General features: G+C 48.6%; 14 protein-coding genes and 1 riboswitch. Of the genes, 8 read left to right on the top strand and 6 right to left on the bottom strand.

Going from position 1 to position 13,081, the window contains the following annotated elements:
• Positions 1–13: 13 nt before the first annotated feature.
• The gene (locus tag AXG56_RS11670; RefSeq protein WP_062514709.1) at positions 14–1,207 is read right to left on the bottom strand and encodes a NupC/NupG family nucleoside CNT transporter; all 1,194 of its coding nucleotides are present in this window, start codon (positions 1,205–1,207) and stop codon (positions 14–16) included.
• A gap of 138 nt (positions 1,208–1,345) precedes the next feature.
• Positions 1,346–1,447, bottom strand: a riboswitch (purine riboswitch).
• Positions 1,448–1,712: 265 nt separating this feature from the next.
• On the opposite strand from AXG56_RS11670, the gene AXG56_RS11665 reads away from it, so the two are divergent.
• The 5 genes from AXG56_RS11665 to AXG56_RS11645 all read left to right on the top strand — a co-directional run bounded on the left by AXG56_RS11665 (position 1,713) and on the right by AXG56_RS11645 (position 7,420).
• Complete coding sequence (locus tag AXG56_RS11665) at positions 1,713–2,669, top strand: sugar ABC transporter permease (RefSeq protein WP_082794476.1); 957 nt, start codon at positions 1,713–1,715, stop codon at positions 2,667–2,669.
• 27 nt (positions 2,670–2,696) lie between these two features.
• Positions 2,697–3,593 carry a carbohydrate ABC transporter permease gene (locus AXG56_RS11660; protein WP_026577999.1) on the top strand — a complete coding sequence of 299 codons (897 nt, stop codon included), beginning with the start codon at positions 2,697–2,699 and terminating at the stop codon, positions 3,591–3,593.
• A gap of 44 nt (positions 3,594–3,637) precedes the next feature.
• Entirely contained in the window at positions 3,638–5,227 is a 1,590-nt protein-coding gene (locus AXG56_RS11655; RefSeq protein ID WP_369815268.1) for an ABC transporter substrate-binding protein, read from the top strand.
• Positions 5,228–5,306: 79 nt separating this feature from the next.
• A complete protein-coding gene (locus tag AXG56_RS11650; RefSeq protein WP_062514705.1) occupies positions 5,307–6,791 on the top strand; it encodes a glycoside hydrolase family 32 protein in 1,485 nt (494 codons plus the stop codon).
• Between the two features lie 26 nt (positions 6,792–6,817).
• On the top strand, positions 6,818–7,420 hold the full coding sequence (locus tag AXG56_RS11645; RefSeq protein ID WP_026578001.1) for a YesL family protein: 603 nt from the start codon (positions 6,818–6,820) through the stop codon (positions 7,418–7,420).
• Positions 7,421–7,519: 99 nt separating this feature from the next.
• On the opposite strand, the gene speE is transcribed toward AXG56_RS11645, so the two are convergent.
• Genes speE through AXG56_RS11625 form a run of 4 tightly spaced genes read right to left on the bottom strand, consistent with a single transcriptional unit; the run spans position 7,520 to position 9,612 of the window.
• Entirely contained in the window at positions 7,520–8,347 is an 828-nt protein-coding gene (gene speE, locus AXG56_RS11640; RefSeq protein WP_062514703.1) for a polyamine aminopropyltransferase, read from the bottom strand.
• A gap of 16 nt (positions 8,348–8,363) precedes the next feature.
• Positions 8,364–8,678, bottom strand: a complete 315-nt coding sequence (locus AXG56_RS11635) for a multidrug efflux SMR transporter (RefSeq protein ID WP_062514701.1) — start codon at positions 8,676–8,678, stop codon at positions 8,364–8,366.
• The gene (locus tag AXG56_RS11630; RefSeq protein ID WP_062514699.1) at positions 8,678–9,031 is read right to left on the bottom strand and encodes a multidrug efflux SMR transporter; all 354 of its coding nucleotides are present in this window, start codon (positions 9,029–9,031) and stop codon (positions 8,678–8,680) included. The genes AXG56_RS11635 and AXG56_RS11630 overlap by 1 nt, the downstream gene beginning before the upstream one ends.
• A complete protein-coding gene (locus AXG56_RS11625; RefSeq protein ID WP_062514697.1) occupies positions 9,028–9,612 on the bottom strand; it encodes a TetR/AcrR family transcriptional regulator in 585 nt (194 codons plus the stop codon). Before AXG56_RS11625 ends, AXG56_RS11630 begins: the two co-directional genes overlap by 4 nt.
• A 398-nt stretch (positions 9,613–10,010) precedes the next feature.
• Between AXG56_RS11625 and AXG56_RS11620 the strand changes: the two genes are divergently transcribed.
• Complete coding sequence (locus AXG56_RS11620) at positions 10,011–11,267, top strand: MFS transporter (protein WP_062514695.1); 1,257 nt, start codon at positions 10,011–10,013, stop codon at positions 11,265–11,267.
• 59 nt (positions 11,268–11,326) lie between these two features.
• Here the strand turns inward: AXG56_RS11620 and AXG56_RS11615 are convergent, their stop codons facing one another.
• Positions 11,327–12,310: a LacI family DNA-binding transcriptional regulator gene (locus AXG56_RS11615; RefSeq protein ID WP_035388275.1), complete on the bottom strand. Its 984-nt coding sequence runs from the start codon at positions 12,308–12,310 to the stop codon at positions 11,327–11,329.
• Positions 12,311–12,495: 185 nt separating this feature from the next.
• On the opposite strand from AXG56_RS11615, the gene AXG56_RS11610 reads away from it, so the two are divergent.
• Positions 12,496–12,798: a DUF3139 domain-containing protein gene (locus AXG56_RS11610; protein ID WP_062514693.1), complete on the top strand. Its 303-nt coding sequence runs from the start codon at positions 12,496–12,498 to the stop codon at positions 12,796–12,798.
• A 16-nt stretch (positions 12,799–12,814) separates the two neighbouring features.
• Positions 12,815–13,048, top strand: a complete 234-nt coding sequence (locus tag AXG56_RS11605; protein ID WP_062514691.1) for a hypothetical protein — start codon at positions 12,815–12,817, stop codon at positions 13,046–13,048.
• Positions 13,049–13,081: the final 33 nt, after the last annotated feature.

Here is a 13,081-nt window from a genome sequence, read left to right as displayed (position 1 = left end):
TCTTACATACTTTTTAAATAAACATATTCACAAAGATAGCTGTGATAAAGCTTGCCATCGTACCGGCAATAATCGCTTTGAAACTAAGCGATGCGATTTGTTTTTTCTTGGACGGAGCCAAGGATCCCAGGCCGACGATCAATTGTCCGATCGTAGAGAGGTTTGCGAAGTTGCACAGCGCAACGGACAGGATTGCGACGGTCTGCGGCTGCAGCTGCTCCTGGATTTTCAGGACGTCCTGGAAGGCGATCAATTCATTTGCCGTAAGCTTTGTTCCGATAATGGATGCAGCGCGGAACGCATCCTCCACCGGGATGCCGACAAGGATCGCGAAAGGGTAGAAGGCATAGCCGAATATGGTAGCGAGATCGAGTCCGATGATGCCGAGCATGCCGTTGGTGAGAGCCAGGATACTGATGAAGGCAATCAGCAGACCGCCGATATTCGCAGCAAGCTTCACGCCGCTTACCGCTCCCTCGGAAATGGCTTCGAAAATATTGGTGTGGCCCGCCTCTTCCATCGAGACATCCTCTTTGGTTATCGATTCTTCCGTTTCCGGTTCCATCAATTTAGCTATGACAATCGTAACAAAAGGTACGGAGAAAACGGATATGAGCAAATATTTGATATCGATCCCCATCTGGGCATACGACAACAGGATGGCACCACTGGCGGAAGCCGTTCCTCCCACCATCACCGTAAACATTTCCGAACGGGTAAGCTTGGCCAGATAAGGCTTGATGAGTATGGGAGATTCGGCGACCCCAAGCATGGTATTGCCGACGGTGTTAAAGGATTCGACCCTCGTCGTACCGAAGATTTTGCCGACGACCCAACCGAGCCCGCGGACGACGAAAGGGATGATCCGTAAATAGTACAGAGCGGATACCAGGGCAGAGATGAAAATGATGACCGATAATACCTGAATCGCAAAAACAAATCCGACAGAGGTTCCTTCTGCAAAGAAACCGCCGAATAGGAAATCGATTCCCTCCTGGCTGTAGTTCAGTACGTGCTGTACGCCCTGAGCGGCTTTCTCCAAAATCCAGCTGCCGAGGGGGACGTTGAGCATGAAGTAGACGAAGAGTCCTTCCAGCGCAACACCTGTAACGATCGTGCGCCATTTGATGGCTTTTTTATTTGTGCTCAGAAGCCAAGCCAGAAACAGTAATCCAATGAGTGATAAAATGCCATAGAAAATATGCATGAGAGCCTCCTTAAAGTGGCTTCATAGACCCTTGCTATCGTTAGACGTCTGACCTTTTCAAACAACAAAAAAAGGCGCATCCTCTCCATCTATAAAGAAAGAAGAGAATGCACCTCCATTATTGTAAAAAATCACATGGGGCGTTCTAACCTTCCTTATAGTCCGGCATTTTACGGCTGCCGGGTAGAAACTTATGGACCATATTTCCATAGATATATAAGGATCGTATGAAGTTGATTTCTGAATTCTAGCAAAGGTTTTCGGAATAAACAATAGGGCTGTGAAAAGTAATAAAATAGCGAATATTAAAAATTCCATCTATTTAATAAGTACGTGTTGCAAAAGGAAAATTTTTCACTATAAAGGGTAATGCTTTACGCTTCTGTAATTTTCAGAATATTTTATGTCAACCCGTTGACATATGAAACCGGATGACATATGATTTGTGTAGGCGCTTACAAAAATAGTTAACCGGTTGAATTCTTGAATAAAGGAGAGTGAATGGATGGATAACATCGTCAGGACTTCCGCCATGAAACGGGCGGAAAAGAAGACGAGGGCCAAGCGGCGATGGAGAGGGATTCTACAAAACTACGAGCTTTATCTTTTTCTGCTGCCTGCCATCATCTACTTTTTGTTGTTTCATTATGTTCCGATGTACGGAGTATTGATCGCTTTCAAGGAGTACATACCTTCGGAAGGGATTCTTGGAAGTCCATGGGTCGGTATGGAGCACTTCACCCGCTTCTTCCAGTCCTATAATTTCTGGGATTTAATCGGTAATACGATCTGGCTCAGTGTGTTTCAACTGGTGATCGGGTTTCCACTGCCGATCATCGTTGCCTTGTTATTGAACCAGATGATCAACGAACGGTACAAACGGTTCGTTCAAACGGTCATTTACGCTCCGCATTTCATCTCTGTCGTGGTGCTTGCCGGAATGGTGTTCGTATTCTTCTCTCAAGATGGGCTGGTAAACAGTATCCTCGGCGTATTCGGGGTCGAACCGATTGCGTTCATGTCACAGCCGGAGTGGTTCAAGCCGTTATATATCGGGTCCGGTGTCTGGCAGGAAACCGGCTGGTCGGCCATTATCTACCTTGCTGCTTTATCTGCAGTCAGTCCGGAGACGCACGAAGCGGCCACGATGGATGGGGCGAATAAGTTCCAACGGATCCTCCATGTGGATATACCGGCAATTATGCCGGTCGCAACCATCCTGCTTATTCTTTCGGTCGGGAACATCATGAACATCGGGTTTGAGAAAGCCTTCTTGCTGCAGACACCTCTCAACCAACCGTCGGCTGAGATTATTCCGACCTATGTGTATAAAGTCGGTCTACAGCAGGCGGAGTACAGCTTCGCTGCGGCGGTCGGTTTATTCAACGCGGTGTTGAATTTAATCCTGCTCTGGTCCGTCAACCGGGCGGCGAAGAAATTATCAGGTACAGGTCTATGGTAGGAAGGGGGAAAGAAGATGATTCAAAGCATGAAAGCGAAGTTCGGCCGCAGGTCCCGGGAAGATAAAATCTTCGATGTACTGAATCTGCTCTTGATTACAGGTGTCTGTTTATCGGTTATTTACCCGCTGTACTTCATCGTCATCGCTTCCATAAGTGACCCCGATGCCATCTATGCCGGAGAGGTATGGTTCTGGCCGCAGGATGTCACGTTGGACGGATATAAACGGATTTTCGAAGACAGTACGATTTGGAACGGCTATAAGAATACGGTGGTGTACACCGTTGTCGGAACCGTGATTCAGGTGACGTGCACGCTGCTTGCCGGGTACGCCTTATCCCGGAGAGACTTGAGTGGTCGGACGCTCATCACCGTCGTGTTCGTCTTCACGATGTTCTTCTCCGGAGGGTTGATTCCAACGTACCTGCTCGTGAAGGACTTGGGACTGCTCAATACGATGTGGGCAATGATCCTTCCGAAAGCGGTTGCGGTCTGGAACGTCATTGTGGCGCGGGCGTTCTTCCAGTCGACGATTCCAGGAGAGCTGCTTGAAGCCGCTAAGATGGACGGCTGTTCCAACACAAAATTCTTCACAAGGATTGTCCTGCCGCTATCGAAACCAATTATTGCCGTCATGGTGCTGTTCTATGCGGTGGGGCAATGGAATTCCTATTTCGACGCTCTCATCTATTTGAACGATGAGAATCTCTATCCGCTTCAACTCGTTCTCCGCAACATCCTGACCCAGAACGAGATGAGTGTCCAAATGATGGGAGGCATCGACAACTTTGCTGCTCAACAACGTGTCGGGGAAATGATCAAGTACGGAGTGATCATCGTCGCCGCCCTGCCCCTGCTCATCATTTATCCGTTTGTTCAGAAGTACTTCGTCAAAGGTGTGATGATCGGGGGAATCAAGGGTTGATCCCCCTCCTGTAAGAGGATTCTTATTATGAAAGGATGAAGAGAATGAAGCGATCAATGCTGCTGATGGTTGTCCTGTTCCTCGGTTTGACGGCGTTTCTTACGGGCTGTTCCAATGCCTCTTCCACAGAGAAGAGAGAAGTGAAGGATATCGACCTGAATGAGGAAGGACTGCCGATCGTCGATGAGAAAGTGACCCTTTATTTCACTGCTCCGAAGTCCCCGCTTGCTCCGGGATTCGAAGAGATGACCATTTTTAAAGAATTGGAGAAGGAGACAAATGTCGAGATCAGCTGGGATAACTACCCGGATGAAGGATATCAGGAGAAGAAGAATTTGCTGCTTGCGAGTGGAGACTTGCCGGATGCTTTCTATAATTCCGGATTCAGTGATCTTGATTTGATGAAATACGGAAAGCGGGGGACGATTGTACCGCTTGAGGACTTGATTGAAGAGCATATGCCGAACCTCTCCAAACGTCTGGAGGAAAGACCGGCTCTGAAGAAAACGATTACGGCCCCGGACGGACATATCTATTCGCTTCCAAGAGCGGAGGAGATGGGCCTGGTCGAGATGCCGAACATCCAGTACATCAACAAAACGTGGTTGGATAAGTTCGGACTTGATGTTCCGACGACGTTGGAAGAATACCATGATGCGCTGAAGACGTTCGTCGAAGAGGATGCGAATGGAAACGGCAAGAAGGATGAAATCGGTCTGACGTTCATGTACCACGGCTGGTCGGGAAATCTGGGGGATTTGATTGCCCTGTTCGGCGTGCCGGATAACAATGAACACCGTATTGTGAAAGACGGAGAAGTGCTCTTCTCCGCCGCGCAGCCGGAATTCAAGGAAGCGATCGAGTATTACCACGGCTGGGTAAAGGAAGGCTTGATTGATAAAGAAGCGACGACTCATGATATGGCGAAGCTGTTCTCGAAAGGGAAGACAGATGATATGACGATCGGTTCCTTCCTCTGGTGGGAAGATACGGAGCTCGTGGGCACGGACCGCGTCGATAATTACGTCGTCATGCCTCCGCTTGAAGGGCCGGCAGGCAAAATTGTCGGTAAGTCGAACTATTCCGAGTATCACCGGGATGCGTTTGTCATGACAGAAGTGAACCCGTATCCGGAGCTGACGGCACGCTATATGGATCAATTCTATGCGCCGAAGATGTCTGCACAGGTGAACTGGGGACCGCTTGGTGAAGTGTATGAAGAAGACAGCAATGGCATGCTCGTGAACAAGGAGCTTCCAGAAGGAGTACCGATGGGTGAATTCCGTCCAAAAGTAGCTCCGGGCGGGCCGTTCGTCGTCTTGGAAGAGGATTTCGGGACGGTTGTCGATATGGAACCGCGTGCAAAAGAACGTCTCGCGATCTTGGAAGAACATTACAAACCACATATGGTGGAAGAGAGTTATCCGAAAGTATTCTTCGAGGAAGAAGAGTTGGAACGGATCAATCAGCTGGAAGTCAATATCATGGAATTCGTGAATCAGAAGAAAGCCCAGTGGCTCATGGAGGGCGGCATCGAAGAGGAATGGGATGCCTATATCAAGCAGCTTGAGGAAATGGGGCTGCCGGAGCTGATGGACATTTACCAGAAAGGATACGATGATTTCAAAGAGTGAAGACAATGGATAAGGGGAGGTTTGCCGCCGATGAGGCAGCAGACCTTCTCTATGTAGAAAAGGACCAGGAGGAGATTAGATGACTGTATTAAAAGAGACGCCGAAAGATTTCGCACGGGAGAAGTACCGACCGCAGTACCATTTCTCACCGAAAGAGAACTGGATGAACGACCCGAATGGCATGGTGTACTTCCACGGAGAATACCACTTGTTCTATCAATATCATCCGTTCGGTACGACCTGGGGACCGATGCACTGGGGCCATGCCGTCAGTAAGGATATGGTGGAGTGGGAGCATTTGCCGGTGGCACTCGAACCGGATGAGCACGGCATGATCTTCTCTGGAAGCTGTGTCGTCGATTGGGAAGACACATCTGGATTGTTTGATGGAAACGCAGGGCTGGTCGCCATTTTCACCCATGCGAAGGAAGTTGCGGACGGGAATCATATCCAGAAGCAAAGTCTTGCTTACAGTAAGGATGACGGGCGCACGTGGGTGAAGTATGCAGGGAATCCGGTGCTGGAAGATGCATCCCTTAAAGACTTCCGGGACCCGAAAGTATTTTGGCATGCCCCGGATCGTCGCTGGGTGATGGTCCTTGCCGCCGGAGATTGGGTCAATATTTACACGTCTCCGAACTTGATCGAGTGGTCATATGCGTCGAGCTTCGGGAAAGAGGAAGGAGCGCATCTCGGGGTATGGGAGTGCCCGGATCTTTTTCCTTTACAAGTGGACACTTCTAATGAGAAAAAATGGGTGATGATCGTCAGCATCGGGGACGATCCGCAGTATGAGGAAGGATCACGGACGCAGTATTTCATCGGAGAGTTCGATGGGGAGTACTTCGTTGCCGATGAACCGGAGGCGGTGCGATGGCTCGATTACGGCCGCGATAATTATGCCGGAGTGACCTGGTCGGACATTCCGGAAGAAGACGGCCGCCGGATTCTGCTCGGCTGGATGAGTAATTGGAGATATGCCAATCAGCTGCCGACTGAATCATTCCGCAGTGCCATGACGCTTCCAAGAGAGCTGACGCTTCGGACGACGCAATCAGGCATCCGCTTGTTCCAATCTCCAGTCAAGGAGCTCGGTACTTTGGAAGAAACGATTTCAGAAAAAGTGGATGTGTCTGTCGCCGGGAACTACCGTCTGGCGGACGATTTAAAGACGGGGACGCTCAAAGTCGAGCTCACAGTCGATCCGACAGACAGCCGGCATTTCCAGCTTGTCCTTCCGACGACGAACGGGGAGAAAACCGTGATTGGATACGAATCGGATACAAGCCGGGTGTATATCGACCGCTCCTTATCCGGAGAGAATCGCTTTCATGAAGACTTCAGCGGCTGCCATGCAGCTTACGTTCCTCCGACGGGACGGCCGATGACGTGGCAGGTCTATGTCGATCATTCTTCCGTCGAGTTATTCGTAAACGATGGGGAAGTGGTGCTGACAGATTTGATTTTCTCGGAAGGTGTCGTGCAAGGTGTGGAATTGACTGCTGAGGAAGGTCATGCTGCTGTTTCGAAACTGAAGGTCGCCAGGATACGTTCGGCCATGTAGGTAAGGGATGAAGGAGGGGGAAGGAATTGAAGATCTTGGACAGTTGGGCTTACAAAACGCTGGAGAGAATTGTTGACTTCGTGCTTTTGAATCTCTTGTGGATCGTGCTGTGTATTCCAGTCGTGACCGTGTTTCCGGCGACGACGGCCATGTTCAGTGTGCAGCGGCGCCTGATCATGGAGAAGGAATACCAAGGGGTGTTCCGCCCGTTCTTCCGGAGTTTCCGGGAGAACTTCAAGCGGAGCTTTCTCTTGTCTGTCTTATGGGCCGGACTCGCCATTTTTCTCTACTGGGATTTCCAACTGTTGAGTCTGCATCCTTCCTTTTTGAGCACGCTGCTTTATGTCCCGTTCGGCCTGCTGCTGTGCGTCTTTCTGGCGACGACGATCTACTTGTTTCCGGTCATCGTCCATATCGACTCGGGAATGAAACACACCATCCGAAATGCGCTCATGCTGATGGTTTCGAATTTCGGGCCGACGATGCTCCTAATTGGTCTGACCGTTGTCGCCGGCTTTATTGTCTATCAGGTGCCGGCAACGATCTTCGTCCTCGTCAGTCCCTACACTTATCTTGTATATAAATTGGCACACCATATGTTTGCAGACATCGAAGTGGTGGAGGCGTGACGGTCGTGTTATCTTTAACGTTCTTACCACATAAGACCTGATCGATGGATAAGATTATAAAGAGGCTGCCGGGTGAAATTACCGGCAGCCTCTTTGGTGTTACTCGGTTAATTGTTGCACGAATTTCGGCAGTACGAAGCTTGCGAAGTGGATGTCCGGAGTGTAGTAGCGTCCGTCCACGTCTTTGATAGCTTCAGGCGAGACTGCGAGTGGATCATGTACTTTAGATCCAAGCGTGAACGTCCACATTCCGCTCGGGTACGTCGGGATGTTGCATGTGTAAAGACGAGCGATCGGGAAGATTTCCTTCGTGTCCCGCATCGCATTCTGAATTAAATCGGCTTTGAACCATGGGTTATCCGTCTGCGCTACGAAGATTCCGTCGTCCTTCAGCGCCTTTGAAATCCCTGCGTAGAACCCTTTGGTAAATAAGCCTGCGGCCGGTCCGACAGGTTCTGTAGAATCGACCAGAATGACGTCGTATTCCGCTTCGCTTTTAATAATGTGCTCGAATCCATCGCCAATGATAAGATTCACTCTTGGATTGTTGTATCCGGAAGAGATGGAAGGCAAATGCTTCTTCGAATATTCAACGACTTTGCCGTCGATTTCTACTTGGGTCACCTGCTCCACCTTGTCATGCTTGAGGACTTCCCTTATCGTCCCCCCGTCTCCGCCGCCGACAATCAGCACCTTCTTCGGGGATGGGTGGGTGAAGAGCGGAACGTGGGCAATCATTTCATGATAGACAAACTCATCCTGCTCCGACGTCATCACCATTCCGTCCAATACCAGCATATTTCCGAACTGCTCGGTTTCCAACATATCGACCTGTTGAAAATCGGTCTTTTCGGTTTCTAACGTACTCTTTACTTTCGCTGTGATTCCGAAAGTGGGTGTTTGCTTCTCTGTAAACCATACATTCATATCCTTTGATCCTCCATTAACTTATTAATTTCAGTCCGACCGCGGCGCTCAATACCATCGCCATAAATACGATCCGCGCCGGACGCTTCGATTCCCCATAAAAGATGATGCCGACAATTCCAGACCCGACGGTGCCGATCCCGGTCCAAATAGCATAAGCTGTTCCCATCGCTATGTCCTGCATGGCGAAGCTCAATAAAGTGAAACTGGTGGCCAGGCCGAGAATGAGTACAAGAAAGGACGTCACATTTTTCTTGCGGAGAATCAAGTTCAAACCGTTTACGGCGATAATCTCTGCAATACCGGAAAAGATAAGAAATATCCATGCCATCAGGAAGTCCCCCCTACTTGTGCGGTATCCTCTGTCTTATTACTTGTTACCATTTTAAGACCGATGACTCCTGTCAACAGGACGGCAATCAAGACGATCTTCATGAACTGGAACGGCTCTCCGAAGACGAACATTTCAAGCAGGACCGTTCCCGTTGTACCAAGACCAGTAAAGACGGCATAGGCCGTTCCGACAGGGAGCTTCTGTGTCGATACGATCAATAGACTGAACGAAATGATGATCGCAATTACCGTCCCTGTCCATGTCCAGAAGTCGTACGCATGCTTAAGCCCCATTACCCAGAATATCTCCAATACAGCTCCGCTAATCAATAAACCCCAAGCGCGATTCATTGTTTATCCTCCTCTTTCAGATGTTTGGAGAACGTGTGCCATGTGAGGTCCATACGTCTCTCCAATCTTGTTGGAAATCCATACAGCAGTTCTACAAAAAGTCCATCCAGGATGGTCAAATAAGTGACCATCGCAGATTCTGGAGAAATGCCCGGCTGCAGCTCTTCGCTTCTCTGCTCGATCAGCTCAAGCAGGACCTGTTCCAGTTGTTCGACGAAAGCATTCGTTCCCCGTTTGATGTCTTCTTCGAAGGTTGCAGGTGGGAAGAATGATGTTCGTAAGAAAAATCCCATACTATTATCCTTCTCATACCGCTCAAGGTAGTCCTGAGAAAAGGTACGCAGCACTTCCCGAAGCGGTTTCGATTCTTTGTCTGCCATGAACGATTGGATAAACTGAATTTCTCCTGCCAATGCTTCTTCAAATGTGCGTAGAAACAGGTCTTCTTTGTTTTTGAAATGGGCATAGATGGACTGCTTTTTAATGCCGACTTCCTCGGCGATTGAAGCGAGGGACGCTCCTTGGTATCCATGTCTTGCGAATTGGTTCCATGCGATTTCTTTAATATGTTCAGCTTTCATATCTACCCTCCTACCTGACGAACGTTCGTTAGATATCGTATCAACACTATGATCGTTTGTCAAAAGGAAATGGGTTACCGATACCTTAATTGTTATAATTACAAATAATGGGGTGTGTCTGCTCTTAACCTTAGGATTTCCTTAAGGGATGTAGATTATTTAGGCTGTCCAAGTGTAGTGGGAAGGATGAATGGACGTAGATCCTGTAAACGGGTTTCGACAATTATTTGTAAGTGGAGGAGAGATCTCGCATGAACTTCCTTTGAAAGTCGCTATCCAAGCTATGCTTAGCGTTCCGGCGTCTGATAAACTTTATGTCAACCGGTTGACATAAAGTTGGAAACGTTTTACTATTAAACTATCATGAAAGGGTTTTCTTAAAAGGGGAGTGTAATGTCATGAATGTGTTCCGCAACGTGAAATATTGGTATTCTTCCGGGTTTTTGTTCTTGTTCTTCATCACTTGGTCGGTTTGGTGGTCGTTCTATTCCATATGGTTGAATCAGAATCTGGGACTCACTGGTTCACAAACGGGAACGATTTTCTCCATTAATTCATTCGCATCACTCACCTTCATGTTCCTATATGGGATCATCCAGGATAAAATCGGTACGAAGAAGTATATCCTCTGGTTTCAGAGTGTCTTGTTAATGGGGACGGGACCGTTTTTGATTTATGTGTACGAACCGTTACTGCAGACGAATTTCCTGATGGGGGCGGTTCTCGGAGGCATTTTCTTCGGAGCTGGATTCATCGGTGGTGTCGCATTTCTTGAATCGTATACGGAGAAGATCAGCCGGAAGTACCATTTCGAATTCGGAAAGACGCGTATGTGGGGTTCCATTGGTTACGCAGCGGCGACACTCAGTGCTGGAATCCTTCTCAGTATCAACCCTCATCTGAATTTCTGGGCAGCTTCGGTCGCAGGTGTCGGATTCTTCCTACTTACATGGACGTTCAAAGTAGATGAGCCGGAGGAGGATAAAGAAAAGGCATCTTCGCTTTCTGTAAAGGATATTTTGTCTGTACTGAAGTTGAAGAAATTCTGGCTGCTGCTCGTCTATTTGTTCGGAACCGCCTGCATCTATACGGTGTATGACGTGCAGCTGTTTCCGGTCTATTTCACGGAACAGTTCACCGATGTCGCGACCGGTCAGCAGGTCTACGGATATTTGAATTCCTTCCAAGTGTTCATCGAATCGGCGATGTTGTTCGCTGCTCCCTTCATCGTCAATAAGATTGGAGCGAAACAGGCGCTGATTTTAGCAGGATTCGTCATGGGATCACGCATCATCGGATCAGGACTGGCCGACGGACCGGTTTCCATTTCACTCGTCAAGCTTCTGCATGCCTTCGAACTTCCGATCATGCTCATCGCTGTTTTCAAATACATTGCCTTGAATTTCGATGCACGGATGTCTGCGACCATCTATTTGATCGGGTTCAAAGTCTCTGGAGAGGTCGGCGTCATCGTCTTTTCCAACCTCATCGGGCGTCTACTGGATGCGACATCCTTTGAAACGACTTATTTCGTTTTGGGAACCATCGTTTATGGGTTCACCATTCTATCTATCTTCCTTCTATCGAAACACCGGAAGAAAGAGGAGAATCGCTCTTATCGGACAACGTATCAGGAAGCGGAAGGATCGGCCTGATTTGAAAGCGGTATCAAAAACGAAGAGGGAGGCCGGGTAAATACTCGGCTCCCTCTTCGTTATGTCGTCATACCTTCGTGGAAGGAGATATCTAAATAGGCAGTTTCCCCTGCATGGAAATCGGCATTTTCTATTTGATCTTGGAGCATACGGACGGCCTTTTCGGCCATAGCCGCGACAGGCTGGCAGATGGTGGACAACCCGGGGGCTACCGACCGGATCAGCTTCGTTCCATCATATCCGACAACTTTCAGCTCCTCAGGGACAAGGATACCTCGCTTACGTGCTTCGTTAAGAATGGTAAGAGCCACCAAGTCGTCACTCGCGAAAACCCCATCTGCATCGGGATACTGGTCGAAAACTTCCTCGATTCTCTTCGTCTTCGCCGCTTCATCGAGAATCTCTTTAATTTCAAACGTGTACGAGGACAGGCCATGTGCAGCTATCACATCTTCATACGCCTGTTTCCGTTTGTTGGCAGGTGTCTCCAAAGTGACCGGTCCATGGATGTGGACGATCTTCCTGCATCCTTTCTCGATCAAGGTTTCTGTTGCAAGCTTTCCGCCAGCGTAGTTATCGGAGCCTACGACCGGAATGCCGGGGGACAGGAAATGATCGATCGCGACGATCGGAAGCGGATGTTCCGCTTCCCGGAACAGACCGCGATTGTATGTGCCTACAATGACTCCGTCCACTTGGTGTCTGCGGAGCATTTCCCAATAATTCTTTTCCTTCTCCAGTTCGTTCAAGCTGTTGCAGAGGAGCACTTTGTAACCGTTCTTAGAGCAAGCGCTTTCAATGGCAGCGGCGATTTCACCGAAGAAAGGATTTTCCGTGGTGGGTACAATCAGGCCGATCACGTTCGTCCGATTGGTAAAGAGGGAACGGGCCAGGTCGTTCGGTATGTAGTTGATTTTCTCCATCGCTGCATATACTTTTCCTTTTGTTTCTTCACTTATGTATCCTCGGTTGTTCAGCACTCGTGATACCGTCGTCGGTGATACACCTGCTTCTTTGGCTACATCTTGAATTTTCGGCTTCAAACCAATCGTCTCCTTCTCACTCGGTTGTCGTTTTCTCTTGTCGGGGACTTCTATCCCTATGGTAGAAGATTTAGGGAGAGGAGGCAAGTTTGAGGAATCTCCCCTTGTTTCCTTTGTTTTGTCACTATCATTAGCCTTTTATAATCTGGTAAAATATTCATAGCGAAATTTTCTAGGAGGCTGCCATGAAAAAAATGGGTGCGATTGTGTTCAGTGTACTGCTTATCATCGGAATCGGGTTCGGATACGTCCAATATAAAAAGGTAAGCGTGGAACAGCGGGTGATGGAGTATTTGACGACAGAGAAGCATCTGAAGGAGAGCGACATTGTTTCCAGTGAGCCGTTTATAGCCAATCTTCGGGGCGATAAGAATTGGATGGTCAGTGTCCGCCTGAAGGATGATGAGAGAACCTATTATTATTACAGAAGTAAGGGAAAAGTGGTGTTGGAATCGTACGTAGAAGACGGTGTCGAACACGCGCCGTAACAGGGGAGGGAGTCCATTGAAGAATCCAATGAAGCTGATCTTTGCGGTCTTTCATGTGGGGACTCCACTGCTCTATTTCATCGGGTATTCCGTCATTTCGTACATGCGTGGAAATTCGGTGGGAGCGTCGATCCCGGGTACTTTATCGATCATCGCCATTTACTTGATCGTCGTCAACTGTATGTGGCTTTTCACTGTGGACAAGTTTAAAAGGGCGATCAAAATGGATGAGGAAAATCAGGCGAAATGATGGAGGGGGAGTAGTATGAAAAAATTACTCGGC

It is taken from the genome of Halobacillus sp. KGW1 (assembly GCF_001592845.1).
In the GTDB taxonomy this organism is placed as follows: domain Bacteria; phylum Bacillota; class Bacilli; order Bacillales; family Halobacillaceae; genus Halobacillus.
Note: the sequence above shows the minus strand (reverse complement) of the source record. Positions and strands in the feature narration are given on the sequence as shown.

Coding starts and splice junctions, on each gene's coding strand:
- AXG56_RS11670 (WP_062514709.1), bottom strand. CDS start 1,207: ATGCATATTTTCTATGGCATTTTATCACTCATTGGATTACTGTTTCTG.
- AXG56_RS11665 (WP_082794476.1), top strand. CDS start 1,713: ATGGATAACATCGTCAGGACTTCCGCCATGAAACGGGCGGAAAAGAAG.
- AXG56_RS11660 (WP_026577999.1), top strand. CDS start 2,697: ATGAAAGCGAAGTTCGGCCGCAGGTCCCGGGAAGATAAAATCTTCGAT.
- AXG56_RS11655 (WP_369815268.1), top strand. CDS start 3,638: ATGAAGCGATCAATGCTGCTGATGGTTGTCCTGTTCCTCGGTTTGACG.
- AXG56_RS11650 (WP_062514705.1), top strand. CDS start 5,307: ATGACTGTATTAAAAGAGACGCCGAAAGATTTCGCACGGGAGAAGTAC.
- speE (WP_062514703.1), bottom strand. CDS start 8,347: ATGAATGTATGGTTTACAGAGAAGCAAACACCCACTTTCGGAATCACA.
- AXG56_RS11635 (WP_062514701.1), bottom strand. CDS start 8,678: ATGGCATGGATATTTCTTATCTTTTCCGGTATTGCAGAGATTATCGCC.
- AXG56_RS11630 (WP_062514699.1), bottom strand. CDS start 9,031: ATGAATCGCGCTTGGGGTTTATTGATTAGCGGAGCTGTATTGGAGATA.
- AXG56_RS11625 (WP_062514697.1), bottom strand. CDS start 9,612: ATGAAAGCTGAACATATTAAAGAAATCGCATGGAACCAATTCGCAAGA.
- AXG56_RS11620 (WP_062514695.1), top strand. CDS start 10,011: ATGAATGTGTTCCGCAACGTGAAATATTGGTATTCTTCCGGGTTTTTG.
- AXG56_RS11610 (WP_062514693.1), top strand. CDS start 12,496: ATGAAAAAAATGGGTGCGATTGTGTTCAGTGTACTGCTTATCATCGGA.